This window comes from Olsenella sp. An188, from assembly GCF_002160255.1.
Taxonomy (GTDB): Bacteria; Actinomycetota; Coriobacteriia; order Coriobacteriales; family Atopobiaceae; genus Thermophilibacter; species Thermophilibacter avistercoris.
This window is the reverse complement of sequence record NZ_NFKF01000006.1, coordinates 18456-44506: the sequence shown is the minus strand read 5'-3', so window position 1 is coordinate 44506 and position 26051 is coordinate 18456. Positions and strand designations below refer to the sequence as shown.

Sequence of the window (26051 nt, the reverse complement as noted above, 5' to 3'; positions counted from 1 at the left end):
GAGCTTCGCCTTCGCGCTCACCGCGGTCATGACGGCGCTCGTGCTCGTCGCGGTGCTCGGCGTGGTGTGGGAGGGCCAGTTCATGGCCTACACCCGCTCCAACATGCAGGCCATCGCCGACTCCACGGCCGCCTCAATCTCCGAGGCCTACGCGCGCGAGGGCGAGCTCGACGAGGACGTGGCGGCGGTGGCGGAGTCCGCCTCGTCGGTCTCCCCGGACATCGTGGTCCAGGTGACGGCCGCCGACGGCACCGTCCTGTACGACGACACCTGGGCCTCGGCCGACTCGACCGGCTCCGCCCGCGGCGAGAAGCCCGTTCCCTCGCAGGTCCCCACCTCGCACGAGGCCGTGGTGAGCGCCTCCATCACGGCGCCCGACGGCGAGGTCGTGGGCACGGTGCGCCTGTGGGCCTTCGGGTCTGACGCGCTGCTCACCAAGACCGACTCCGCCTTCCGCTCCAACTCCTACGGGGCCATCGCCACGGCGGCCGCCATCGCCGCGGTTCTCGCCTGCGTGATCGGCTACTTCGTCTCGCGCTCCATCGCGCGGCCCATCCAGCGCATCACCTCCACGGCCAAGCAGATCAGGAACGGCGACCTCACGGCGCGCTCCGGCGTGACGGGCTCCGACGAGATCGGCCAGCTCGGCGAGACGTTCGACGACATGGCGAGCACGATCGAGCGCGACCTCAAGCTCGAGCACCGGCTCACCGGCGACGTCGCCCACGAGCTGCGCACGCCGCTCATGGCGCTCCAGGCAACGATCGAGGCCATGCAGGACGGCGTGCTGCCGGCCGACGACGAGCACTTCGAGACCATCGCCGGCGAGGTGCGCAGGCTCTCGCGCCTGATCGACGCGATGCTGAGGCTCTCGCGTCTCGAGAACGGCACCACCGAGGTCAAGGCCGAGCGGACCGACATGGTCTATCTCGTGCGCAGCCTCGTCTCCGCCCAGCACCAGCTCTTCCACGAGCGCGGGCTGCACCTGCGCTTCGTGGACGAGACGCACGGCGAGCTCTACGCCGACGTCGACCCCGACCTCATCCGCGAGGCCGTGGTCAACCTCATGAGCAACGCGATGCGCTACACGAACGCAGACGGCTGGGTCAAGGTCTCGCTGCGCCAGGACCGCTCCGACGTGCTCGTCTCCGTGCAGGACACGGGCATCGGCATCGCCAAGGAGGACATCCCCCAGACCTTCTCGCGCTTCTGGCGCTCCGACGTGAGCCGCGAGCGCGTCTCGGGCGGCCTGGGCGTGGGCCTGGCCATCACCAAGGAGATTGTGGACCGCCACAACGGGACGATCCTCGTGGAGTCCGAGCTCGGCAAGGGCACCACCTTCACGCTGCGCATCCCGCTGCGGCGCCCGCGCAAGCCGCGCGACGAGTAGCACCCCGGCAGGACGCGCCGGCCGCGCCACGCGGCGCCCGTCCATCCCCCACACGCCTGGCCCCAGTGACGTATACTGGGAGTTTGTGGATACGACATCGAAAGGATGGCAGCATGGCTGAGATGGAACTTCGTCCGGACTCGCGCGGCAAGGTGCGCGACATCTACGACTGCGGCGACAGCCTGCTCATGGTGGCGTCCGACCGCATCAGCGCCTATGACTTCATCCTGCCCGACGAGATCCCCCACAAGGGCGAGATCCTCACGCGCATCTCGGCGTTCTGGTTCGAGCGCTTTGCGGACCTCATCCCCAACCACATGATTTCCTGCGACGTGGCGGACCTCCCCGAGGAGTTCAAGCCCTACGCGGACTACCTCGCCGGCCGCTCCATGCTGGTCAAGAAGGCCCAGACCGTGCCCATCGAGTGCATCGTGCGCGGCTACCTCACCGGCTCCGGCAAGAAGACCTACGACGAGGACGGAACCGTCTGCGGCATCAAGCTCCCCGCGGGTCTCACCGAGGCGTCCAAGCTCCCCGAGCCCATCTTCACCCCGTCCACCAAGGCCGAGCAGGGCGACCACGACGAGAACATCTCCTTCGAGCGCTGCTGCGAGATCGTGGGCACCGACGTGGCCGAGCAGCTGCGTGACGCCTCCCTCTCCATCTACCAGGCCGCCGCTGACTACGCGGCGACCCGCGGCATCATCATCGCCGACACCAAGTTCGAGTTTGGCTTCATCGACGGCAAGCTCACGCTCATCGACGAGTGCCTCACGCCCGACTCCAGCCGCTTCTGGCCGGCGGAGGGCTACGCCGAGGGCCACGTCCAGCCGAGCTACGACAAGCAGTACGTGCGCGACTGGCTGCGTGCCAACTGGGACATGACCGGCGAGCCGCCGCGCATCCCCGCCGAGGTCGTCGAGGGCACCTCCGCCCGCTACGCCGAGGCATTCCAGATCATCACCGGAATCGAGTTCAAGCCCGTGAGGGCGTAAGGGAGAGCAATGTCTCTGAAAGACACCATCGAGGGCGCTCGCCGCGAGGCCGAGGGCAACGTCATCGGCCGGCCCAAGAAGGAGGCGGCCGCCGTGACCGACGAGGAGAAGAAGGGCTTCTCGCGCCCCTCCGCTGCCAAGGCCAAGCCCGCGCGCGAGGCGGCGTCCTCCGTGCGCATGGCCTCCAAGCCCAAGTCGGCCGATCCCTGGGTCAGCGAGACCAAGGACGAGAAGCGCGAGCGCAAGCGTCGCGAGCGCGAGGCCCAGGACGCGCGCAACCGCGCCTACGACCTCGTGCTGCACAGCATGCCCGAGTACCGCCGCTCCGAGCGCAACTTCTGGATCGTGATCGGCGTCGGCATGGCGCTTGCCGTCGTCTCCCTGGCCCTCACCTACTTCTACGGCCAGCAGCCCGACCTCGGCACCTGGCAGGGCATCGCCACGGTCGTCACGCTCGGCGGCGCCTACATCCTCATCATCGGCTCGTTCATCTACGACCTCGTGCGTCGTCGTCCCTACCGCAAGAAGGCCGAGGTCATGGTCCACTCCATGTCCGACAAGCGCATGCTTGAGCTCTTCGAGCAGGACCGCGCCGCGCAGCTCGAGAAGCGCCGCCAGAAGGAGGAGCGCCGCAAGAAGTAGCTTTTGTCGCCGGGTCAAACCGGTGATAGAATAGCTTGCACGCCTTCGTAGCTCAGGGGATAGAGCACCGCTCTCCTAAAGCGGGTGTCGGCCGTTCGAATCGGCCCGGGGGCACCAGAAATTACGCAGGCCAGTCGTACTTCTCGACTGGCCTGTCTTTTTGTGCGGCCCATTTCCGGGAGACCCCAAACCATGCCGACCGTATGCATAAAAGGGCGCGGCCGCCGAGAAGAACCTCGGCGGCCGCGCCGCGTATCGTGATGGTAGGATCCGCTATGCCCCAGTGTTGGCCGAGAGCCCGGTGATTCCCTGAGCCCCGTTGCCCTCGGTCTCGCCATCGGTGCCCTCGCCGTCTCCGGAGCCGGTGTCAGGCGTGCGCGTGGTGAGGACGATCTCGGCGCCCTTGGGCGCGGTCCCGGTCACGGACTGGCTCGAGACGATGCCCTCCGCGGAGTTGCCGGTGGCCAGGACGGGGCTGAATCCCTGGTTGGTGAGGGCGGCGTAGGCCTCCGCGTAGGTCCAGCCCACCACGTACTGCACGTCGTACTCCTTGGGCGCGGCAGGTCCGGAGGAGACGTAGATGGTGACGGTGGAGCCCACGTCGGCGGTCTCGCCGACGCCGGGCGTGGTGTAGATGACGTGGCCTTCGGCCACCGTGTCGCTGTTCGAGGTCTGGCTGCTCACGACGAAGCCGGCGGACTCGAGGCGCGAGCGTGCGGTGCTCTCGTCGTCGCCCTCGACGTTGGGGATGACCTCCTGGCCGCTGCCGCTGGAGACGTAGTAGGTGATGGTGGTGCCCACGTCGACGCTGCTGCCGGGATCGTAGTCCTGGTCGCAGATGAGCCCCTGCTCGATGTTGGCGTCCTCGCGCTCCTCACCCGCGCGTCCCTTGAGGTTGGCTTCGGCGAGAAGCGCCTGCGCCTCCTCCTCGGTCTTGTTGGTGAGGTCGGGGACGCTCGTCTGCTCCACGGGCTCCTCGCCCTTGGAGACCTTGAAGTTGATCGTGGAGCCCTCGGGCATCTCGCGGTAGGCGCGCGGGTCCTGCTCGCAGACCTGTCCCTCGGGGTAGCTGCTGCTGTAGACCTCCTCAGGCGTGCCCGCGACGAAGCCGGCGGCCTCGATCTCCTCGATCGCCTCATCCTGGGTGAGCGTGATGAGGTTGGGGACCGTGCGCATGGTCGTCCCGGAGCCGAGCAGGCTCGTGACGGCAAAGATTACCACGGCAAGAACCGCGATGCCCCCGATGACGCCGAGGATGATGTTGCGACGACGCTTGCGCTGGCGCTCGGCCTCCTGCTCGGCGGCCTGCTCGGTCGCGCTCTGGCCGCGGTAGCGGTTGGCGCGCTCGACGCGCGGCATGGAGGCGGTCCCGCCGGCGGCGGGGATGGTGCCCGCTCCGCGGTCGAGCTTGTTGGTGGGCTGGGCCGGCAGCATCGCCGTGGCGCTGTTGACCGCCTGCATGCGCCCGGCGAGGTAGTCGCGCAGGGTGCGGTAGAGCTCGTCGGCCGTCTGGAAGCGCTCGGCGGGGTTCTTCTGCATGCACTTGAGGATGATGGACTCGAGGCTCGGGTCAACGGCGGGGTTGAGCTGGCTGGGCGGCTTGGGCTGCTCGTTGACCTGCTTGAGGGCAACCGAGATGGCGTCGTCGCCCTGGAAGGGGACCTGTCCCGTGGCGGCCTCGTACATCACGATGCCGAGCGAGTAGATGTCGGTGGTGGGGCCGAGCTCCTTGCCCTGGGTCTGCTCGGGGGAGACGTAGTGCGCGGTGCCGAGGACGGAGTTGTCCTGCGTGAGGTGGCTGTTCTTGGCGCGCGCGATGCCGAAGTCCATCACTTTGATGTTGCCGTCGGGCTGCACCATGATGTTCTGCGGCTTGATGTCGCGGTGGATGATGTCGTGCCTGTGGGCCACCGAGAGCGCCTGCGCGATCTGCGAGCCGATCTGGGCGACCTTCTTGCAGTCGAGGGCGCCGTGCTTGCGGATGCCGCTCTTGAGGTCGGTTCCGCGCAGGTACTCCATGACGATGTAGTAGGTGTCGGCGTCCTTGCCCCAGTCGTAGACGCTCACGATGTAGGGGCTCTGGAGCGCCGCCGCGGCCTGCGCCTCCTGCTTGAATCGCGCAGCGAAGGAGGGGTCGTTGGCGTACTGGGGCAGCATCGTCTTGATGGCCACGGTACGCCCGAGCACCTCGTCGAGGCCACGGTACACCGTGGCCATGCCTCCCGCGCCGATCTTGTCCTGGACCTGGTAGCGTCCGCCGAGCATCATCGCTGACATCGCATCTCTCCTATTCCCCGCGGCTGGGCCGCGTCCTTCTCGCTGGGGCGCCCTCGGGCGCCGGGGTGGTCGTTTCTGCTGCGTTTGGGCTTCGTCTGGTGGTTCCTCTCGTCACACCCCCATCAGCTGCCCGCGCCTGACGCCTGGACCTGGAGCGCCGAGGCGAGCACCTGGCCGGCCAGGCCGGCGGCAAACCCCTCGACGTCCTCACCCTGGCCCTCGACGCAGACCGAGATGACCAGCGTCGGGTTGTCGTACGGCGCGAAGCCGATGAAGAACGAGTTTATGTTGCCGTTCTCGACCTCCGCGGTGCCGGTCTTGCCGGCAACCTGCACTCCCGCGACCTGGGCGCGACGTCCGGTGCCGTGGTCGACGACGCCGAGCATGGCCTCCTTCATCCGGTCGGCCGTCTGGGAGGAGATGACCTGCCCGAGCGAGCGGGGCGTGGTCTGGGAGGTCACGACGCCCTCTGGGGAGAGGACGTGGTCAACGACGTAGGGGTCCATCGCCACGCCGCCGTTGGCGATGGTCTGGGCCACCACGGCGTTCTGCATGACGGTGGTCTGCGGGCCGGCCGGGCTCTCGTGCTGGCCCACGGGCTGGCCGCAGGACGCCCACGCGGTCTCCCACTCCGTCATCTCGGAGGGGTCGGGCATGAGCGAGGTGAGGCAGTCAAAGTCCTGGCCGATCTTGCGCCCGTAGCCGTAGGCGTTGGCGTAGCTCACGAGCGTGCTCGCGCCGAGCTCGGTGCCCACCTGGGCGAACGCCGTGTTCGAGGAGAGCGCGAAGGCCTCGCGCAGGGTGGGGCTGCCGTAGTCGTTGCCGCCGTAGTTGGTCACCTCGGCGCCGCCGATCTCGAGCGAGGGGCCGGCGTAGTAGACGTCGTCGAGCGTCACGGTGCCGGAGTCGAGCGCGGCGGAGAGGGTGACGGCCTTGAACGTGGAGCCGGGCGAGTAGAGCGCCTGCGTGGTGCGGTCGAGCAGCTCGCCGTTGGTGCCCTGGATGGCGGCATCGAGCTCGGAGACCGTGTAGGTCGGCGAGGACGCCTTGGCGAGAACCGCCCCGGTCTTGGGGTCGAGGACCACGATCGCGCCGGTGTAGCCCTCAAGCGCCTGCTCGGCGGCGCGCTGAATCTGCGAGTTGATGGTGAGCGCGACGGTGGAGCCGCTCTGCGAGACGCCCGCCATGGAGTAGAGCGCGCTGCGCCAGTTTGAGTAGTCCTTGTGGCCGGTCAGGGTCTCGTTCATCGAGGCCTCGATGCCCGCGCTGCCGTACTGGGTGGAGACGTAGCCCACCGTGTGCTGCGCGAGCGAGCCCTGGGGGTAGTTGCGCAGGTAGGTGCCGTCGGCCTGCTGCACGCTCTCGGCGAGCGTGACGCCGTCGGAGGTGATGATCGCGCCGCGCTGCACGTAGGCGCTCTTGGCGATCGTGTGGTTGTTGCTCGGCAGGTTCTGGATGCGCGAGGCGTCGATCTGCTGGACGTAGGTGAGGTTGGCCACGAGCGCGGCGAAGAAGAGCGCGAAGACCGTGATGAGGCTCGTGAGGCGCTTGCCGAGGGCGACGCGCCCGAGGACGCCCGACTCGGCCGTGGTGAGGCCGAAGGAGCCGCGCGCGTGGCTGCCGTGGACCACCGAGGCGGCGTGCGCGCCTGCGCCGGCGCCCGCCTGGCCCGCGAGGGTGAGCAGCGGGTCGCGGCGCTCGCTGGCGCGCTCGGTCCCGCTGCGGAGCTCGACCTCGCGTCCGGTGCCCTCGTCGCCGGCGCGCAGCAGCAGGCCAACGATGAGGAAGCTGGCGAGAAGCGACGTGCCGCCCTGGCTCATGAAGGGTAGGGTCACGCCCGTGAGCGGGAGCAGCTTGGTGACGCCGCCCACGATGAGGAACGCCTGGAAGGAGATCGCGCACGTGAGGCCGACGGCCGCGAAGGCCGAGCAGTCGGACTTGGCGCGCGCCGCCGTGGCGAGCCCGCGGACGCAGAAGAGCAGGAACATGATGAGGACGGCGGAGGAGCCGAGAAGCCCCATCTCCTCGCCGATGGCGGAGAAGATGAAGTCGCTCTGCACGAACGGGATCGTGGTGGAGAGGCCGTTGCCGATGCCGACGCCCACCAGGCCGCCGTCGGCCAGCGAGTAGAGCGACTGCACGATCTGGTAGCCGCCGCTCGAGGCCGCCGACCAGGGGTCGAGCCAGATGTTGACGCGGTTCTGCACGTGGCCGAACAGGAAGTAGCAGGCCACGCCGCCGGCGGCGAGCAGCGCGAGGCTCACCACGACGTAGCTCACGCGACCCGTGGCCACGTAGATCATGATGACGAAGAAGGCGAAGAACAGAAGGGCGCTGCCCAGGTCGGTCTCAAAGACCACCACGAGCAGGCTGATGCCCCACATCACGAGCAGCGGGAGCAGCATCCTCAGGCGCGGCAGGCTGAAGGGGCCAAAGCGCCGCATGGAGGCGGAGAGGGCCTCGCGGTTGGTTGCCAGGTAGAACGCCAGGAAGAGCGTGATGAGGATTTTGGCGAACTCGCCAGGCTGGATGGAGAAGCTGCCGATGTAGATCCAGAGCTTGGAGCCGTTCTGCTCGGTGCCCAAAATCATGGGCAGGATGAGAAGGACTACGCCCGCGATCCCGAGCGTGTACTTGTAGTCCGCGAGCGAGTCGAGGTCTCTGACCACGACGAGGACGGCCACCATGGCGGCCACCGAGAGGAAGAGCCAGATCACCTGGTTGACGGCTCCCTCGGGGGAGAGCCGCGTGAGGAAGGTGATGCCCACGCCCGAGAGGGCGAAGACGATGGGCAGGATGGCCGGGTCCGCGCCCGGGGCGAGGAACCTGATGGCCACGTGGGCCGCCGCGAAGGCTGCGAACAGGCCGATCGGCACGCCGAGCGTGGTGAGGGAGAGCTGCGCGTTGGAGTGCAGCACGTACATCGCGTAGAGCAGGATGACCGGCACCGCCGCGAGGCACAGGAGCATGAGCTCGGTGTTGCGGCGACCGTGACCGCCTGCGACCGGGGCGCCGACGGGCGCCGGGGCGGCGACCGCCTCCATCTGGGAGCGCGATATCGCTCCCGTGTACCTGCTTCTTCTCGGCATGTCACTCACCCCCGTTCTCAGATGCGGTCCCGTCCGACTCGGTCTCGGCCCCGGGGCTCGCCTCGGTGCCGCCGGAGTCGGCGACGGCGCTCGGGTCGGTCTCCGAGCGCGTCGTCTCGGCCAGCTCGGCCGCACGGGTCTTCTCGGCGTCTATCTGCTGGTGGTAGGAGTCGATGGTGTCCCGCCCGGCCTGCTCGTTGGCGACGCGGATGCCGCTTTCGAGCTGGTCCTGGAGGGAGACGGGCAGGTCCGAGATCTCGACGGCGCTCTCGCCCACGAGCTCGCTCAGGGAGATTCCCAGGAACTCGCCCTTGACGCCGCGGTAGAGGCCGACGGTCGTCCCGTTGACGCCGAGGTACCACTCCCCGCGGATGAACGCCAGGGCGACGAGCAGCGTCACCACGACGATCCCCACGAAGACGCCCGCGAAGGCGGCTCCCCGCCTGAACAGGCGCCTGCGCGCCGCCTCGGCGAGTCCGTCGTTGAGCACGTCCACGACGACGACCGTCACGTTGTCGGCGCCGCCGGCCGTGAGGGCCGCGGCGACGAGGTTGTCGGCCGCCTGCTGCGGCGTGGCGCTCGAGACGGCGACCGACTCGATCTCGCTGTCGGAGATCATGGACGAGAGGCCGTCCGAGCACAGGATGACGCGGTCCCCGTCGTTGACCTCGAGCGAGAAGTGGTCGGCGTACATGTCCGGGTCCGAGCCGAGGGCGCGGGTGATGATCGAGCGGGAGGGGTGCGTGCGCGCCTCGTCGGCCGTGATCTGGCCGGAGTCAACGAGCTCCTCCACGTAGGAGTGGTCGTGGGTGATGCGCACGAGCGTGCCGTGGTGCAGGACGTAGGCCCGCGAGTCTCCCACGTGGGCCACGGCCATCTTGTTCTTCTCGATGAGGACGGCCGTGGCGGTGCAGCCCATGCCGGGCTTGCCGATGCCCGCCTCGGCCGCGGCGATGACGCTGGCGTTGGCCGCCTCGACGGCCGCGCCGAGAAGGACGTCGTCGGCGGTCCCGGGCGCGCGCTCGCCTATGGTCTCGACCGCGATGGAGCTCGCGACCTCGCCTGCGGCGTGGCCGCCCATGCCGTCGGACACCACGAACAGGGGCGTCCTGAGCAGGAAGGAGTCCTCGTTGTGGCCGCGCACGAGCCCGACGTCGCTGCGCGCGCCCCACGAGATGAACTCGTTGGCGCCGGAGACGGCGTCCGCGCCGGCGCGCCCCTCGACGGGCATCTCGGCGCGTCCGGGGGCGTTGGCGGGCTCGAGCGGGGCGGTCATGGAGGGCTCCGGGCTCATCATCCGCGGCTCACCCTCATGATCGTGTCGCCGATCTGGACCTCGTCGGCCTCGCGCAGCGTGACGGGCTGCCCGATGACGTGGCCGTTGACGAGGGTGCCGTTGGTGGAGCCGAGGTCCTCGAGCACGAGCGCGGGGCCCTGGAGGGTGAGGCGCGCGTGGGTGGAGGAGACGTAGGGCTCGTCGATCACGATGTCGGATGACGGGGAGCGGCCGATGACCACGGGGCCGAGGATGTCGACGTGCAGGCCGCGCAGCGAGCGCGTGCCCTTCTCGACGTCGACGGCCCAGATGGCGGCGTCGCGGCGCTGCCCCTTGACGAGGCCCACGCCGGTGCGCATGACGGCGAAGAGGAAGACGTACAGGACGACGACGAGAAGGACGCGCCCCACGAACAGGACGATGTCGATCATCGCGGGTTCTCCCTGAACTCGAGGTTGACGAGGCCGACCGTGATGAGGTCGCCGTCGCGCAGGACGCACTCGGAGACGTCGACGTCGTTGACGAGCGTTCCGTTGGTGGAGTTGAGGTCGGTGATGCGCCAGTCGCGCCCGTCGAAGGTGAGCTGGGCGTGGCGACGGGAGACGTTGGGGTCGCGCAGGACCACGTCGGCCTGGGAGCGCTCGCGGCCGATGACGGCCAAGGGGGCGCGCCCGGTGAAGGTGCGGCCGGTCTGGCGGTCGATGAGCAGGCAGGACGCCGAGGAGTCGTGGGCGCCCGCGGGACGCCCGGCCCCGGCCGCGACGCCCGCGACGGCGGCGCCGGCAACGGCGGCACCCGCCACGGCCTCGGTCCCGACGCCGCGCCTCACGTCGACGAGCGGGACGTTGCGCCGCTGGGTCTGGGGCACCGAGACGGGCACGGACGCCGGGGCCTCGGCCGCCGCGATGGGGGCGGCGGGAACGACGGGCACCGGCATCGGCGTGGACGAGGAGGCCGACGCCACGGGGGCGGGCTCGGGGAAGTCCGCGGAGAAGTCGCTGGGGATGACGTCGAGGCCGGCGTCGTTGCCGGCGAGCGGCGCGGGCGTGGGCGCGGGGACGCTCGGCGTCGCCTGTGCGGCCGCCTGCCTGCGGTGCGGCCGGTCTCCGCGGGGGTGGAGCTGGGCCGCCGCGCCGCCGGCGCTGGAGTTGCCGGCCAGGAAGGCGCGCTCCTCCTCGCGAAGGCGCGCGAGGGTGCCGGCGTCGACGTTCTCGGCAAAGACGGCGAACTTGCCGGACTTGAGCGAGGGGTCGACCATGAAGCGGACGAGCGGGTTGCCCACGAAGGCGTAGCCCTTCTTCTGGGCCTGGGCCGTCACGAAGGACGCGGTCTCGTAGGTGATCTGCTCGTAGAGCGGGCGCATGAGGGAGTCGTCGGAGGCGGAGACGAGCACGGTGTAGAGGGCGGGGGCGGTGTCCACGCCGTCAATCTCGTAGGTCTCGTTCTCCATCTCGCGCGCCGCACGCTTGGCGAGCTTCTTGAAAGAGAAGGGCTCGGTGTAGCCCTGCGGAGCCGCGCCGAACACAGATCCTATGCGCGCCTCGAAATCACTGAGGAAACTCATGGGTACCCCCGCCTTCCGGGCCCTCGTAGAGCGGGCCTCTCAGGACAGTCGCAATGCACAAAAGCACAAACAAGAGTATCGCAACGACCATCGTGTCCCAGTCGAGGGAGGCCCATATACCGGCATTCTCCACGCTGGCGGCGAGAACCCCAGAGCCAAGCAGGCAGGCGAGGCCGAGCGCCTGACCGAGTATGCCCGCGGCGACCGAGCCCCTGAGCGCCACGGCCGAGGAGACGGCCGCGCACGCCGCGCTCGCGGCGAGCATGACCCAGAAGGTGGGGTCGGAGCAGGTCGACCCGAGCGCCACGAGCAGCGCCCCGCCGGCAAACCCCGAGGTCGCGCACGCGTGGAAGAGCACCCCAACGAGGTAGCCGAGCGCCCCGGTGGCCGCGGCGGGGGCGGGGTCGAGCGCAAAGCCCGCGAGCGCCGCGCCCGAGACGGGCGAGGGGAGGCAGCAGGGGAGCAGGACGGCGAGCGAGGAGAGGTGGTCCCTCCTGCCCGCGAGCGCCCACCAGACGACGACGCCCGCGCCGAGCGCCATGGCGATCAGCAGCGTCGCGCCCGTCACGCTCGTGGCGGCGAGGACGTAGGCGAGGGCGAGGGCGGCAAGGGGCGCCCCGAGCGGCGGCCACGCCGCCGCGGCCGCGCAGCACAGCAGCGACGCCACGGCCACGACCTGAGGCGTTGCCCCCGGCGCGGCGGGCAGGACCACGCGCAGGACGGCGAAGGTGCCGAGCGCGGTGAGGCCGCGGCGCAGGACGGCCGCCGCGCGCGGGGCGTCGAGCGTCAGAGCGGGGGTTCTTCTCGGCCGCCGGCTGTCCTGCCCGTCGTCCTCCTCGGCCTGCTCGACGAGCTCGCGAAGGGAGGCTGCCCCCTCCTGGGCGTCGCCGAGGCTGGCGTCGAGCTCCTCGGCGAGCTGCAGGGCCGAGGCCATGCGCCCCGAGGGCGAGGGGCAGAGCGCCTCGAGCAGGGCCTGCTGGCCCTCGGCGTCCAGCTCGGGGCGGGTGCGCCCGGACGGCCCGCGGTTGATCTTCGAGAGCGACTCGGCGGCGGTGCGGGCCAGGAAGGGGTTGCTCCCGGTGAGCGCCTGCCAGACGACCACGGCGAGCGAGAACACGTCGGCGCGCTCGTCCACGAGCATCCCCTCGATCTGCTCGGGGGGCATGTAGCCCACGGTCCCGCCGCGCGCGTCGCCGTAGCCCGCCGCGGATGCGAGCGTCGCCATGCCAAAGTCGGCCAGCTTAACCGTGCCGCGACGGTCGATCATGATGTTGGTCGGCTTGATGTCGAGGTGCAGCACGCGGTTCTCGTGCGCGTAGTCGAGCGCCCGGGCCACGGAGTCGAGCACGTGGGCGCACTCGTCGGGCGTGAGGCGCCCGCCCTCCACGCGGGCGAGCAACTCGGCGAGGTTGAGGCCGTCGACGTACTCCATCACGAGGTAGGCGTAGGCGCCCTGCGTCTCGTAGTCGTAGAGGGTGACGATGTTGGGGTGGGCGAGCAGGGAGACCGTGCGCGCCTCGGCCAGGGCCTCCTCGGCGGTGGCGCCCGTCTCGGCGGCGAGCGGCATGCGCTTGATCGCCACGCGACGCTGCAGCCGGGTGTCCCAGCAGGTGCACACCGTCCCAAAGCCGCCCGTCCCGCGCCGCTCGAGAACGCGGTACCTGCCAAGAAGGACCTCGTCGTGCGGGGTCTGCTGCTGGGGGGCGCCGTCGCGCATCGGCACGCGCTCCCGTGTGGGCGTCTCGTTCACGGCTCCTCCTCGTTTAAGCTGCTTGCGGCCGTGCAGGGCCATTCTACCGCGCCGTGGTCGCGCCACGCACTTCTCAAGAAAAAGCACTTGGCAGCGGAGGAGGGTTGCGGTACTATATCCCAGCACGCGGGCGTGGCGGAATTGGCAGACGCGTACGGTTCAGGTCCGTATGGGGGCAACCCCATGAAGGTTCAAGTCCTTTCGCCCGCACCATGAATGAGAGGGGCCTCGGCGGCAGCGCCGGGGCCCTTTTTCGTGCGGGCCGGGGCGCGGCCTCCGTGCCGCCCTCTCCCGGGGCGCGGCGTCCGTTCCGCATCGTGTACACCCCAGGGGAGGTCCGAGCCAAGGTCCTTCTCGCAAACGCCCAGCTAGACGGCTTGTCGAGAAGAACCTTGGCCTGGCGGCGGTGTACACGATGCGAGACTGCGTCCTACAGGTCGCGGCGGGCGAGAAGAACCGTGGGCCCGCTACTCGTCGTCATCGTCGTCGAAGAGGTCCCAGTCGCTGTCGGTCTTCTCGTGGTTGAAGTAGCGCTGCTTGGTCTTGCGCTCCATGAGCAGGGCGATGAGCAGGCAGATGACGATTCCGCCGCCGATGAGGCAGATGACGCCCGTCGTGTCGTTGAAGAGCCACGTGAAGAAGTCGCCGATCGCCTGCATGTGCCGCCTCCTGAGAAACGCGTCGTTTTTTCCGCACAAGTATATACTTGGGGAGCCGACGCGGAGGCGCCGGCGGCGAGTCAGCAACCCGGAGCAAGGAGCCAGCATGCTCGACATCAAGTTCGTTCGCGAGAACCCCGACGCCGTGGACAGGGCGTGCGAGTCTCGCCAGAACGCCCACTGGGATCGCGAGAAGTTCTTCGAGCTCGACGAGGAGCGCCGCTCCGTGATTTCCGAGGTCGAGAAGCTCCAGGCCGAGCGCAACGCCGTCTCCAAACAGATCGGCCAGCTCATGCGCGAGGGCAAGAGGGACGAGGCCGAGGCCGCCAAGGCCCAGGTCGCCGCCAACAAGGACCGCATCGCCGCCCTCGACGAGCGTCGCGGCGCCGTCGAGCAGGAGCTCTTTGACCTGGTGGCCGCCATCCCCAACATCCCGCACGAGAGCGTGCCCTACGGGCGCGACGACTCCGACAACCCCGAGGTGCGCCGCTGGGGCACCCCGCGCGACTTCGCGGCGGACGGCTTCGAGCCCAAGGCGCACTGGGACCTCGGCCCCGCCACGGGCATGATCGACTTCGACCGCGGCGTCAAGGTGGCCGGCACCCGCTTCTACGTGCTCGGCGGCATGGGCGCCCGCATGGAGCGCGCGCTCATCAGCTTCATGGTGGACATGCACGTCAAGGCGGGCTTCAAGGAGTGGTGGATGCCCGTCATCACCAACCGCGACACCCTCTTTGGCACCGGTCAGCTGCCCAAGTTCGAGGACGACCTCTACCACGTGCAGCCCGACATGTACCTCATCCCCACCGCCGAGGTCATGCTCACCAACCTGCACCGCGGCGAGGTGCTCGACGCCTCCCAGCTGCCGCTGTGGTACACCGCCTTCACGCCGTGCTTCCGCGAGGAGGCGGGCTCTGCCGGGCGTGACACGCGCGGCATCATCCGCGTGCACCAGTTCGACAAGGTCGAGATGGTCAAGTTCGCCAAGCCCGAGGACTCCATGAACCAGCTCGAGAGCATGGTCGCCGAGGCCGAGGCGGTTCTCCAGGCCCTCGGCCTGCCCTACCACGTGGTGACGCTGTGCACCGGCGACATCGGCTTCTCCGCCTGCAAGTGCTACGACCTCGAGGTCTGGCTGCCCAGCTACAACGCCTACAAGGAGATCTCCTCCTGCTCCAACTGCTGGGACTTCCAGGCCCGTCGCGCCAACATCCGCTACAAGGACCCGGCCGAGTTCAAGGGCACGCGCTTCGTGCACACGTTGAACGGCTCGGGCCTGGCCGTGGGCCGCACGATGGCCGCCATCATGGAGAACTACCAGAACGCCGACGGCTCCATCACGGTGCCCGAGGCCCTGCGCCCCTACATGGGCGGCGTCGAGGTCATCCGGCCCGAGGCGTAGTCCGACCTCGCGTCGAGAAGAACCGTCTGAAAGCAGCCCCTTGCGGAGGCCGCTCGCGCCAAGGCGCGGGCGGCCTCTTCTGTGGGGCCTCCCCCAAAAGCTATTACAAACACACGTTCTTAAGAACATATGTTTGGTATACTGGTGCCAACGGATAGCGAGGGAAGGGAGAGGGCATGCAGACGGTTGAGGTGGCACACTTCGAGCGAGCGGGTGACGTGCGCAGGGTTCTTATCGGCGAGGAGGAGGGGTGCGTCGTCGTGAGGGAGGACCTGAGCGGCCCCTCGACGCTCGTCGCGTACGGAGACGAGCAGCGCAGCCTCCGGGTGACGTTTGCCCGGGAGGCGGTCCCGGCGCTGCTCGATGCACTCGGGACGGTCCAGGAGGGCGGATCGCTGAGGGGATACCTCTCCTGCGAGAGGCATGACGTGGTGGACCTCATGGACCTCTGCGACGCCCGGGGCGTTCCCTATGCGTTTACCGGCATCGGCCCCTCGAGCGGGATTCAGTTCCGTCCGGCGGGCTGGTCGGGCCAGGGTGGGCGCGAGGGCGCCCCGCTCGAGTAGGATGGGGTAAGGACACGTGGGAAGGGGCCACCATGAGGCGCTACACGATTGACAACTTTGCCCAGCTCATCGACCACACCAACCTTCAGCCGGACGCCACGCGCGCGGACATGGAGCGACTCTGCGACGAGGCGGTGCGCTACCACTTTAGGATGGTGGCGATAAACCCGGTCCAGTCGGCGCTCTGCGCCGAGCTGCTCGCGGGGACCGACGTTCACGTGGGCGCCGCGATCGGCTTTCCGCTGGGGCAGATATCTGTTGCGTCCAAGGTGTTCGAGACGCGCGACGCGCTCCGCGCGGGTGCCAACGAGATCGACTACGTGGTGAACCTCACCGAGGTCAAGGCTGGCAACTGGGACTACGTCACCGAGGAGATGGCGCAGGTCGTGGCCGCCTGCCGCGAGGTCGGGGCAACCTCCAAGGTCATCTTCGAGACCTGCCTGCTCACGGACGAGGAGAAGCTGCGCCTGTGTGACGTGGCGAGCGAGGTGCTGCCCGACTTCGTGAAGACCTCGACGGGCTTCTCGACCGGAGGGGCAACCGTGGAGGACGTGCGCCTCATGCGGGGCCGCGTCGACGCGCGGGTCGGCGTGAAGGCGGCCGGCCGCATCCGCTCGGCCCAGACGTTCCTGTCCATGGTCGGCGCCGGGGCGACGCGCGTTGGCGCAACGAGAAGCGTCACGGTGATCGAGGAGCTGCGCGCGCTCATGGAGGAGGCGGGGACGGACTACCTCGAGGTGTAGGTTCCGTCGGGCGGCCCGCGCCGTCCGCGCATAGCAAAACGGGAGGCTTCCGAAGAAGCCTCCCGTACTTTGCGTGGTGCGGCGTATAGGATTCGAACCTATGACGCCCTGATTCGTAGTCAGGTCCTCTATCCAGCTGAGGTAACGCCGCGTGCAGTTGGATATATTGCCACGTGTGCCCACTGCCGTCAAGCCTCAGGGAGAAAAAAGTTGGAGAAGGTGAGGAGGTGCTGGTCAGAGGGGGTCATGCAATCAAAAAAAGACCCGCCGCGCGGTGGCGCGACGGGTCCCTCACAGTCTGGCGGAGAGCTGGGGATTCGAACCCCAGATAGGATTTGCATCCTATACTCGCTTAGCAGGCGAGCACCTTCGGCCTCTCGGTCAGCTCTCCAAGTAGGTGCCTGAGCATCATACCCCACAACGGGCCAACTCACAACGTCTTGTCGGAAAATCCGCCCGTCGGACGCTGCGATGGTGCGTCCCTATCCCAGGCGGGCGAGAAAAGCCTCGTCCACGACGACGTCATCGCGGTGTGCGGCGATCCTCTCCCACGAGAAGGACGCCACGAGCTCGGTGGGCGTGAGGCCGGTACCGCCGTCCACGAGGCCGGCCGCGGCTGCCAGCGCACCGACGATGCGCTCCGGCGCCACGCCGCGCTCGCGCAGGACGCCGAGGTCGAGGTCGCGGTCGCGCTTGGAGAGGCGCCGTCCGTCCGGGGCGACGAGCAGGGGGACGTGTCCGTACTGCGGGGCGGGGTGGCCCAGGAGGCGGCCGAGGTAGATCTGTCGCGCGCAGGAGCCGAGCAGGTCGCGCCCGCGCACGACCTGGGTGACGCCCATGAGGGCGTCGTCGACCACCACTGCGAGCTGGTAGGCAACGACGCCGTCGCTGCGGCGCACGAGGAAGTCGCCGCACTCGCGCGCAAGCACCTCGCGGCGCGGCCCGTAGGCGAGGTCGCGGAACTCGACGGTCCCGGCCGGGTCGTCGGCCTCGGGCACGCGCAGGCGCGTGGCGGGCGGCCGCTCCGCGGAGCGCCGCACGACCTCGTCTGCCGAGAGGTCCCGGCACGTCCCCGCGTAGACGGGCGTGCCGTCGGAGGCGTGCGGCGCCGTGGCGGCGTGCAGCTCGGCACGCGAGCAGAAGCAGGGGTAGGTGAGCCCGGCCCCGGCAAGCCGGTCAAGCGCCTCCTGGTAGACGCCCGCGCGCTCGCTCTGGAAGAAGGGTCCCTCGTCCCAGGTGAGGCCGAGCCACTCGAGGTCTCCCATCAGGGTGTCGGCGCGCTCGCGACTCTGCGCGCGCGGGTCGAGGTCCTCGATGCGCAGCACCACGGTTCCGCCCGCGGCCCGCGCGGAGAGCCAGGCCACGAGCGCCGAGAAGACGTTGCCCAGGTGCATGCGCCCAGACGGCGTGGGCGCAAAGCGCCCCCTCACCCGGGGGTTCTTCTCGACCATGAGGCGTCGGCCCTCCTGCACGCGCTCTTCTCGCCGCCCGCCGCGCTACAGGCGCTCGCTGTAGACGTAGACGTGGAAGTCGTCCGTGGCGGGATCGCCGCCGGGCCAGGCCACCTCGGACTTGCGGTCCATGGCCCTCGCGAGGCCCATGTGCTCGTAGAAGGAGACGTCGCAGGAGTCGTCGGTGAGCAGGTGGTAGCCAGCCGCGCCGCGCTCGCGCAGGTAGGAGCGCACGGCGTCGAACAGGCGCCGCCCCAGTCCCAGCCCGCGCGCCTCCGGCGACACGATGAGCAGTTTGACTACGCAGGCAACCTCCGCCGCGCCCGTCAGCTCGTACTCGTGTGCGAGCCCGGCCTCCTCCACGACCCCGGCCATCTCCAGGTCCATGGCCCGCGTGGCGTCCGGGTTGCCCGCGGCCTCGCGCTCCGCCTCCGCACCGCGCCTGCGCCACTCGTCGGCATCCGCGACCTCGCGGTCCTTCTCGCCCAGCAGGATGGCGCCAAGCAGCGTGCCCCCGCGCTCGGCGACGAGCGACCAGGTGGTCTGCGCCAGGTAGTCACAGAGTTCCACCGTGGCGGCCAGCTCGCCGGGGTAGCCCGGGAAGTCGGGGAGCCAGGTCTTGGCCATGAGGCCCGCAAGGGGGTAGAAGTCCCGCTCCTCGAAGGGCCTCAGGACGAGTTGGGCCGCGTTCTGTGACATGTTGCCTCCTCGCTGCGGTATCGTTAAGGAGACGGTACCGCAAGCGGTCGCTATTTCCAAGGAGGGGCTTACATGGCAGATACTCCCATCAGGCGCGCGCTCGTCTCGGTTACGGACAAGACGGGCGTGGTCGACTTCGTCAAGGCGCTCGAGGACGAGTTCGGCGTCGAGGTGATTTCCACCGGCGGGACGGCCCGCGTGCTCGAGGAGGCTGGCGTGCGCGTGGTCCCGATCGAGCAGTACACGGGCTTTCCCGAGATGATGGACGGCCGCGTCAAGACGCTGCACCCCAAGGTCCACGGCGGCCTGCTCGCCCGGCGCGACAACCCGGAGCACATGGCCGAGGCCGAGGCGCACGGGATTGGCATGATCGACCTCGTCTGCGTGAACCTCTACGAGTTCGAGAAGACCGTGGCCAACCCCGAGGTCACCTTCGCGGACGCCATCGAGCACATTGACATCGGCGGCCCCTCCATGCTGCGCTCCGCCGCCAAGAACGCCGACTCCGTGACCGTGGTCTCAGACCCGGACGACTACGACGAGGTCCTCGACACCATGCGTGCCATGGACGGCTGCACCACGCTCGAGCTGCGTCGCTACCTGCAGCTCAAGGTCTACGAGACCACCGCCTGCTACGACATGGCCATCGCAAACTGGCTCGCGGACCGCTACGACGAGGAGTTCGCCGACGCCGAGGCCGACGACGAGGCCTCCCCCACGCCCGACGAGTTCGGCCTCTACCTCGAGAAGGTCGACGACCTTCGCTACGGCGAGAACCCCCAGCAGAGCGCCGCGGTCTACCGCTTTGCCGACGACTTCGCCGACCTGGGCTCCTCCGCCAACCCGCTCGTGGGCGCCGAGCAGATCCAGGGCAAGCCGCTCTCCTACAACAACTACCTCGACGCCGACGCCGCCTGGAACCTCGTGCGCGAGTTCGACGGCCCGGCCTGCGTGATCCTCAAGCACCAGAACCCCTGCGGCTCCGCCGTTGCCGACGACGTTACGTGCGCCTACGACCGCGCCTTCGCGTGCGACCCCAAGAGCGCCTTCGGCGGCATCATCGCCTGCAACCGCGAGGTCCCCTTTGAGCTGGTCGAGCACGCCTTCGACGAGAACGGCCAGTTCGTGGAGGTCATCATCGCCCCGAGCTACACGCCCGAGGCGCTCGAGCGCATGGCCAAGCGCCCCAACCTGCGCGTGCTTGCCACCGGCGGCGCCGAGGGCCACGCTCGCCTCGAGCTGCGCTCCGTCGACGGCGGCGTGCTCGTGCAGTGCGTGGACACGGTCTCCGAGGACCCCGAGACCTTCACCTGCCCGACCGAGCGCAAGCCCACGCCCGAGGAGATGGACGAGCTCATGTTTGCGTGGCGCGTCTGCAAGGGCGTGAAGTCCAACGCCATCCTCGTCTCCAAGGGCAAGGCCGGCATCGGCATGGGCCCCGGCCAGCCCAACCGCGTTGACTCCGCGCTTCTCGCCTGCCAGCGCGCCGACGAGGCCTGCGAGCGCATGGGCGTCGAGAAGGGCGGCTACGCCTGCGCGTCCGACGCCTTCTTCCCGTTCCGCGACAACGTGGACGTGCTCGCCGAGCACGGCGTGACCTGCATCATCCAGCCCGGCGGCTCCAAGCGCGACGACGAGTCCATCGAGGCCTGCAACGAGCACGGCATCGCGATGGTCTTCACCGGCGCGCGCCACTTCCGCCACTAGGCGCACGGGAAGCTCGGTCGATTCCCGCACTCGGTCGTCGGGCCCCGAGCCCGGCGACCGAGTTCTTACGGGGCGGTCCGTACTGACGCGGGCCGGCGAGGGGAGGAAGCATGCGAGACGAGAAGAACCTGCGGGCGGAGACGGGCCGCTTCACGCTGGGGCGCCCCGCCATCGTCTGCCGCTGGCGCATCGCCGACCGGGCCCTTCCGCTTGAGAACCGCCACCTGCGCGCGCTGGCGCGCCGCAGCGTGGGGGGCGTCCGGGTCTCCCCGCAGCTCGTCGCCTGGGCGAAGCAGCACATAGAGTGGACGCTCGAGGACGGGGCGGCGCGGCACCCGGACGGCGTGCTCATGACGATCGTGGACGAGCGCGGCCAGGCGGCCATGACCGTCGGCCCCTACGAGCCCCTCGCCCCGACCTCGCTCGAGGAGCTCGCGCGTCGCGCGGACCAGGCGGCGCGCGAGGCCCTGGAGAGCGGCGTTGCGCCCGAGACGCTCTGGGCGTCGTGCGACGAGGCCCTGGTTGTCGGCGCCGATGCGGACTCCACCCCCTCCGGGGCGACCTCCCTCGCGCTCGACCTGGCCCGGACCGTGGGCATCCCCGTGCGCTACGATCCCGGTCTCGTCCGGTCCGTCCTCTCGGGCGCCCTGCGCCCCGACGAGGCGTTTCTCGTCTCCGACGAGCATGGCGTGGTCCCCGCGGACGGCCTTGCCGGCACCCGCTCGCTCAGGCTCGCGAAGGGCTACGAGAAGCTGCTCGAGGGGCGTCGCGGGAAGTAGCGATCCCGGGCCGCCCGCCGTCCCTTAGGCCGAGAAGCTCCAGGCGCCCGCCGCCTCCGAGCAGATGAGGTCGAGGTCCCAGGTGCGCATGCTGCGCCCGACGCTGTTGGAGTCGTGGACGACCACCTTGCCGTCCTCGGTCATGCGCTCGAGCACGATGTAGTGGCCCACCTCGGTGAACGTCCCGGGGTTCATGATGCAGATGACCGGGCGGCCGGACTCCAGCTCGTAGCGCAGCGCGTCGGCCGTGGCCACGATCGACTGCCCGTAGACGCCCAGCTGGGCGGCCCCGTCGGTCATGAGGGCCCAGGAGCTTCCGTTGCCCTCGGTGGCGTAGCCGTTCTGGGTGGCAAAGTCTGCCATGCCGGCCGGGTCGTAGCTCGTGTCGCCCGTGAGGTAGATGTAGACCATGCACAGCGCCGTGGGGCCGCAGCCCTGCTCGGCGAGGGTGCCCCCGGAGTAGCTGGCGTCGGACCACTGCGGATCGATCTGGTAGAGGTAGGGCATGGTGCCCTTTGCCCAGAGCTCGCGCGGGGTGCTCGTGGCGGTCTCTTCCGCGGCGCTGTCGGACGCGGGGTCGGTCGTGTCGGTCTCTGCGTCGGTGCCGTTCTCGGCCGCGACGTCGCCCTCGTCGGGGCTGATCACATTGCCGTTCTGCGTGACGGGCACGGTGCCGCCGTCCTTCTCGGCAGGCGAGCACGCCGCGGGCAGGACCGCCGCAACCAGTACGATGACCAGCACGGCCAGGACGGCAACGGCCACGACCGCGCCCCGGCCGGCAAGAAGCCCGCCGAGCCGCGCCTGGGTGGAACCCTTCCCGTGCGTCTGGCTGTCCATGCCACCTCCCGTCGCGTGCACCCGCTGATTCTATCACCGTGCCTCCCGTCGCGCTCGGACCCACGCCAAAACCGCGCGTCTTGGACGCCCGGCGAGAAGGGCGGGCGCGCCGCCGCGTGCGCCGGGCCCGCACTCGCGAGTGCGGGGTAGAAGTGCGGGCCGTACGGGCCGATGGCGTGTGGGAGTGCGGGGTTCTTCTCAGCGTATGCGCGGGAGTGCGGGATTGGGGCCGCCCCGAGCCCGCACTCGCGAATACGGGGCAGGAGTGCGGTGCAGAAGTGCGGGGCGGAAGTGCGGGCCCCGCGGGCCCGATGCGGCCTGCCAGCACGCTCCGCCCCCGCCCGCTAATTCCTAGCGTAAACGAGGCATTCCACCTGCGGCGGCTTTCACCGACAAACTGTTCCGGTTGCGGAATGTCGGATGGCGAGTGGCGGCTCGGGGGTACACTGTGAGATGTGTGGGCACATGCCCATTCTCAGTCATGCGCCTTGTGAGTGAGAGCTGGCCGAGGCCATGGGGGCCCTCGGCGAACCGGTAAAAGGAGAGGATATGGCGCGTAAGTTTAAGTCGATGGACGGCAACGAGGCGGCGGCGTACGTCTCGTATGCGTTCACCGAGGTGGCGGGCATCTACCCGATCACCCCGTCCAGCCCGATGGCCGACCACGTCGACCAGTGGGCCGCCCAGGGCATGAAGAACGTCTTTGGCACGCCGGTCAAGGTCGTCGAGATGGAGTCCGAGGCCGGCGCCGCGGGCACCGTTCACGGCTCGCTCGGCGCGGGCGCCCTCACGACCACCTACACGGCGTCTCAGGGCCTGCTCCTCATGATCCCGAACATGTACAAGATCGCGGGCGAGGGCCTGCCGGGCGTCTTCCACGTGTCCGCCCGCACCGTGGCCTCCCACGCGCTCAACATCTTCGGCGACCACTCCGACGTCATGGCCTGCCGCCAGACCGGCTTTGCCATGCTCGCCGAGGGCAACGTCCAGGAGGTCATGGACCTCGCGCCCGTCGCCCACCTCGCCGCCATCGAGGGCAAGGTGCCGTTCCTGAACTTCTTCGACGGCTTCCGCACCTCCCACGAGATCCAGAAGGTCGCGGTCTGGGACTTCGACGACCTCAAGGAGATGCTGGACATGGACGCCGTCCAGGCGTTCCGCGACCACGCCCTCAACCCGGAGCACCCGCACGCCCGCGGCTCCCACGAGAACGGCGACATCTTCTTCCAGCACCGCGAGGCCTGCAACGGCGCCTACGACGCCCTGCCTGCCGTGGTCCAGTCCTACATGGACAAGATCAACGAGAAGCTCGGCACGAGCTACCACCTCTTTGACTACTACGGCGCCGACGACGCCGACCGCGTCGTGGTCTGCATGGGCTCCTTCTGCGACACGCTCGAGGAGGTCATCGACTACCTCAACGCCAAGGGCGAGAAGGTCGGCCTCGTGAAGGTCCGCCTGTACCGTCCGTGGTCCGTCGAGGACTTCGTGGCCGCCCTGCCCGCCACGGTCAAGAAGATCGCCGTCCTGGACCGCACCAAGGAGCCCGGCTCCATCGGCGAGCCCCTCTACCAGGACGTCATCACCGCCCTCTACGAGACCGGCAAGGACGGCATCACCGTCGTCGGCGGCCGCTACGGCCTCGGCTCCAAGGACGAGCCGCCCGCGGCTGCGTTTGCCGTCTACAAGGAGCTCGAGAAGGACGCCCCGGCCCGCGAGTTCACCATCGGCATCGTGGACGACGTCACCAACCTCAGCCTCCCGATGGACCCGGACGCCCCCAACACCGCCGACCCCTCCACCATCGAGTGCAAGTTCTGGGGCCTCGGCGGCGACGGCACGGTCGGCGCCAACAAGAACTCCATCAAGATCATCGGCGACCACACCGACAAGTACGTCCAGGCCTACTTCCAGTACGACTCCAAGAAGACCGGCGGCGTCACGATCTCGCACCTGCGCTTCGGTGACTCCCCGATCCGCTCGCCGTACTACATCAACAAGGCCAACTTCGTGGCCTGCCACAACCCGAGCTACATCGTCAAGGGCTTCCCGATGGTCCGCGACGTCAAGCCGGGCGGCACGTTCCTGGTGAACTGCCAGTGGTCCGACGAGGAGTTCGCCTCCCACATGCCGGCCGTGGCCAAGCGCTACATCGCCAAGAACGACATCAACGTCTACCTCATCGACGCCATCGACCTGGCGGAGAAGGTCGGCATGGGCAAGCGCACCAACACGGTGCTGCAGTCCGCGTTCTTCTCGCTGGCTCAGGTGCTCCCGTCCGAGGACGCCATCCAGTACATGAAGGACGCCGCCGAGAAGTCCTACGCCAAGAAGGGCCAGAACATCGTCGAGGCCAACTGGAAGGCCATCGACGCCGGCGCCACCGCCTACCGCAAGTTCGAGGTGCCCGCCGACTGGGCCGACGCCACCGACGAGGTCAAGGAGCTCACGCTCGAGGGCCGCGAGGCCATCGTCAGGCAGGTGCGCGAGCTCATGGAGCCGATCAACCGCATGGACGGCGACTCCCTGCCCGTCTCCAAGTTCGTCGACGTTGCCGACGGCCAGTGGGAGCTCGGCGCCTCCGCCTACGAGAAGCGCGGCGTCGCCGTCATGGTGCCGCACTGGGACGAGACGAAGTGCATCCAGTGCAACCAGTGCTCGTTCGTGTGCCCGCACGCCACGATTCGCCCGATCGTCATGAACGCCGACGAGCAGGCCGCCGCCCCGGAGAACATGCGCCGCGTCGACCTGACCGTCCCCAAGAACACCGGCTACACCTTCACCATGGCCATCAGCCCGCTCGACTGCATGGGCTGCACCAACTGCGCCAAGGTCTGCCCGAAGGATGCCCTCACGATGGTTCCGCAGGAGTCCGAGCTCGACCAGGCTCCGGTGTGGGACTACGCCGTCAACAAGGTCTCCGAGAAGATCGAGCTCGTGGGCGCCAACGTCAAGGCCAGCCAGTACGCCAAGCCCTACCTCGAGTTCTCCGGCTCCTGCGCCGGCTGCGCCGAGACCGCGTACGCGCGCCTCATCACGCAGGTCTGCGGTGAGCGCATGTTCATCTCCAACGCCACCGGCTGCTCCTCGATCTGGGGCAACCCGGCCGCCACGTCGCCCTTCACGGTCAACGCCTGCGGTCACGGCCCGGCGTGGAACAACTCGCTGTTCGAGGACAACGCCGAGCACGGCCTGGGTCTCGCCCTTGGCTACGAGGCCGTCCAGGAGAAGCTCGTCGCCGAGACCGAGGAGCTCCTCAAGAGCGACTGCGCGTCCGACGCGCTGAAGGAGGCCGCCACGGCCTGGCTCGAGGCCCGCAAGGACACCGAGGCCAGCAAGACCGCCGCTGCCGCCTACGTCGCCGAGCTCGAGAAGGCCGAGTGCGACACCGCCAAGGCCATCCTCGCCGACAAGGCCTACCTCACCAAGAAGGCCTTCTGGATCTTCGGCGGCGACGGCTGGGCCTATGACATCGGCTTCGGCGGCCTCGACCACGTGCTTGCCTCCGGCAACAACGTGAACGTCTTCGTCTTTGACACCGAGGTCTACTCCAACACCGGCGGCCAGGCCTCCAAGGCCTCCAACATCGGCCAGGTGGCCCAGTTCGCCGCTGCCGGCAAGGTGACCAAGAAGAAGAGCCTCGCCGAGATCGCCATGTCCTACGGCTACGTCTACGTGGCCCAGGTCGCCATGGGTGCCAACCCCACGCAGACCCTCAAGGCCATCCACGAGGCCGTGAGCTACGACGGCCCGTCGCTCATCATCGGCTACAGCCCCTGCGAGATGCACTCCATCAAGAAGGGCGGCATGCAGAACTGCCAGGCCGAGATGAAGAAGGCCGTGGACTGCGGCTACTGGAACCTCTTCCGCTTCAACCCGGCCGCCCCGACCGGCAAGAAGTTCACCCTCGACTCCAAGGAGCCGCAGGGCGGCTATCAGGACTTCCTGATGAACGAGGCCCGCTACGCCTCGCTCACCCGCTCCTTCCCGGAGCGCGCCAAGGAGCTCTTCGCCGAGAACGAGGAGGCTGCCATGGCCCGCTACGCGCACCTGCTCAAGCTCAAGGACCTCTACGCCGACGCGTAAGCTCCCCTCGCTGAGCTCATAGCGCACAGCAAGGCCCCCGGTGCAAGCCGGGGGCCCTTTGCGTTGGGGCGTGGGATTGAAGCGCGCAGGTTCCGGACGGAATCGACCCGGAAAGCGTCCACAACCTGCACGTGTCTCC

The 26051-nt window shown here is 69.0% G+C and carries 19 protein-coding genes and 4 tRNA genes; 11 read left to right on the top strand and 12 right to left on the bottom strand.

The features are described 5' to 3' along the window. Positions 1–28: 28 nt before the first annotated feature. From B5F23_RS07285 to B5F23_RS07270, 4 genes are all read left to right on the top strand, one after another. Positions 29–1390, top strand: a complete 1362-nt coding sequence (locus B5F23_RS07285) for a HAMP domain-containing sensor histidine kinase (protein WP_446723486.1) — start codon at positions 29–31, stop codon at positions 1388–1390. A gap of 113 nt (positions 1391–1503) precedes the next feature. After that, positions 1504–2385: a phosphoribosylaminoimidazolesuccinocarboxamide synthase gene (locus tag B5F23_RS07280; RefSeq protein ID WP_206392320.1), complete on the top strand. Its 882-nt coding sequence runs from the start codon at positions 1504–1506 to the stop codon at positions 2383–2385. Positions 2386–2394: 9 nt separating this feature from the next. Continuing rightward, complete coding sequence (locus B5F23_RS07275; RefSeq protein ID WP_087353235.1) at positions 2395–3027, top strand: hypothetical protein; 633 nt, start codon at positions 2395–2397, stop codon at positions 3025–3027. A 41-nt stretch (positions 3028–3068) separates the two neighbouring features. Further along, a tRNA-Arg gene (locus B5F23_RS07270) sits at positions 3069–3144 on the top strand. Between the two features lie 156 nt (positions 3145–3300). On the opposite strand, the gene pknB is transcribed toward B5F23_RS07270, so the two are convergent. The 6 genes from pknB to B5F23_RS07240 form a co-directional block, all read right to left on the bottom strand. Beyond that, positions 3301–5304 (bottom strand): Stk1 family PASTA domain-containing Ser/Thr kinase, encoded by a 2004-nt coding sequence (pknB, locus tag B5F23_RS07265; RefSeq protein ID WP_087353233.1) that lies wholly within the window; start codon positions 5302–5304, stop codon positions 3301–3303. 122 nt (positions 5305–5426) lie between these two features. Then, positions 5427–8348, bottom strand: a complete 2922-nt coding sequence (locus B5F23_RS07260) for an FtsW/RodA/SpoVE family cell cycle protein (RefSeq protein WP_087353231.1) — start codon at positions 8346–8348, stop codon at positions 5427–5429. 46 nt (positions 8349–8394) lie between these two features. Next, entirely contained in the window at positions 8395–9690 is a 1296-nt protein-coding gene (locus B5F23_RS07255; RefSeq protein ID WP_087353229.1) for a Stp1/IreP family PP2C-type Ser/Thr phosphatase, read from the bottom strand. Continuing rightward, on the bottom strand, positions 9687–10100 hold the full coding sequence (locus tag B5F23_RS07250) for an FHA domain-containing protein (protein WP_087353227.1): 414 nt from the start codon (positions 10098–10100) through the stop codon (positions 9687–9689). Before B5F23_RS07250 ends, B5F23_RS07255 begins: the two co-directional genes overlap by 4 nt. Continuing rightward, the gene (locus B5F23_RS07245) at positions 10097–11233 is read right to left on the bottom strand and encodes an FhaA domain-containing protein (RefSeq protein ID WP_087353225.1); all 1137 of its coding nucleotides are present in this window, start codon (positions 11231–11233) and stop codon (positions 10097–10099) included. Before B5F23_RS07245 ends, B5F23_RS07250 begins: the two co-directional genes overlap by 4 nt. Next, the gene (locus B5F23_RS07240; protein ID WP_241145828.1) at positions 11217–12983 is read right to left on the bottom strand and encodes a serine/threonine-protein kinase; all 1767 of its coding nucleotides are present in this window, start codon (positions 12981–12983) and stop codon (positions 11217–11219) included. The genes B5F23_RS07245 and B5F23_RS07240 overlap by 17 nt, the downstream gene beginning before the upstream one ends. Positions 12984–13109: 126 nt before the next feature. On the opposite strand from B5F23_RS07240, the gene B5F23_RS07235 reads away from it, so the two are divergent. Further along, positions 13110–13196: transfer RNA gene (locus B5F23_RS07235), tRNA-Leu, on the top strand. Positions 13197–13450: 254 nt separating this feature from the next. On the opposite strand, the gene B5F23_RS07230 is transcribed toward B5F23_RS07235, so the two are convergent. Next, positions 13451–13642, bottom strand: a complete 192-nt coding sequence (locus tag B5F23_RS07230) for a DUF6724 family protein (protein WP_087353223.1) — start codon at positions 13640–13642, stop codon at positions 13451–13453. Positions 13643–13748: 106 nt separating this feature from the next. Between B5F23_RS07230 and serS the strand changes: the two genes are divergently transcribed. From serS to deoC, 3 genes are all read left to right on the top strand, one after another. Then, on the top strand, positions 13749–15044 hold the full coding sequence (gene serS / locus B5F23_RS07225) for a serine--tRNA ligase (protein WP_087353221.1): 1296 nt from the start codon (positions 13749–13751) through the stop codon (positions 15042–15044). Positions 15045–15220: 176 nt separating this feature from the next. After that, the gene (locus B5F23_RS07220) at positions 15221–15610 is read left to right on the top strand and encodes a hypothetical protein (protein WP_087353219.1); all 390 of its coding nucleotides are present in this window, start codon (positions 15221–15223) and stop codon (positions 15608–15610) included. Between the two features lie 32 nt (positions 15611–15642). Next, positions 15643–16353: a deoxyribose-phosphate aldolase gene (gene deoC / locus B5F23_RS07215; protein ID WP_087353217.1), complete on the top strand. Its 711-nt coding sequence runs from the start codon at positions 15643–15645 to the stop codon at positions 16351–16353. A 74-nt stretch (positions 16354–16427) separates the two neighbouring features. On the opposite strand, the gene B5F23_RS07210 is transcribed toward deoC, so the two are convergent. The 4 genes from B5F23_RS07210 to B5F23_RS07195 all read right to left on the bottom strand — a co-directional run bounded on the left by B5F23_RS07210 (position 16428) and on the right by B5F23_RS07195 (position 18503). Continuing rightward, positions 16428–16504: transfer RNA gene (locus B5F23_RS07210), tRNA-Arg, on the bottom strand. Positions 16505–16652: 148 nt separating this feature from the next. Further along, positions 16653–16744, bottom strand: a tRNA-Ser gene (locus B5F23_RS07205). Positions 16745–16835: 91 nt separating this feature from the next. Further along, the gene (gluQRS, locus tag B5F23_RS07200) at positions 16836–17804 is read right to left on the bottom strand and encodes a tRNA glutamyl-Q(34) synthetase GluQRS (protein WP_087353214.1); all 969 of its coding nucleotides are present in this window, start codon (positions 17802–17804) and stop codon (positions 16836–16838) included. A gap of 45 nt (positions 17805–17849) precedes the next feature. After that, complete coding sequence (locus tag B5F23_RS07195) at positions 17850–18503, bottom strand: GNAT family N-acetyltransferase (protein ID WP_087353212.1); 654 nt, start codon at positions 18501–18503, stop codon at positions 17850–17852. 72 nt (positions 18504–18575) lie between these two features. On the opposite strand from B5F23_RS07195, the gene purH reads away from it, so the two are divergent. Then, positions 18576–20210, top strand: a complete 1635-nt coding sequence (gene purH / locus B5F23_RS07190; RefSeq protein WP_087353210.1) for a bifunctional phosphoribosylaminoimidazolecarboxamide formyltransferase/IMP cyclohydrolase — start codon at positions 18576–18578, stop codon at positions 20208–20210. Between the two features lie 110 nt (positions 20211–20320). Beyond that, positions 20321–20989 carry a hypothetical protein gene (locus tag B5F23_RS07185; protein ID WP_087353208.1) on the top strand — a complete coding sequence of 223 codons (669 nt, stop codon included), beginning with the start codon at positions 20321–20323 and terminating at the stop codon, positions 20987–20989. 24 nt (positions 20990–21013) lie between these two features. On the opposite strand, the gene B5F23_RS09875 is transcribed toward B5F23_RS07185, so the two are convergent. Further along, entirely contained in the window at positions 21014–21826 is an 813-nt protein-coding gene (locus B5F23_RS09875; protein ID WP_206392318.1) for a C39 family peptidase, read from the bottom strand. Between the two features lie 549 nt (positions 21827–22375). On the opposite strand from B5F23_RS09875, the gene nifJ reads away from it, so the two are divergent. After that, positions 22376–25912 (top strand): pyruvate:ferredoxin (flavodoxin) oxidoreductase, encoded by a 3537-nt coding sequence (nifJ, locus tag B5F23_RS07175; protein ID WP_087353206.1) that lies wholly within the window; start codon positions 22376–22378, stop codon positions 25910–25912. Positions 25913–26051 lie beyond the last annotated feature (139 nt).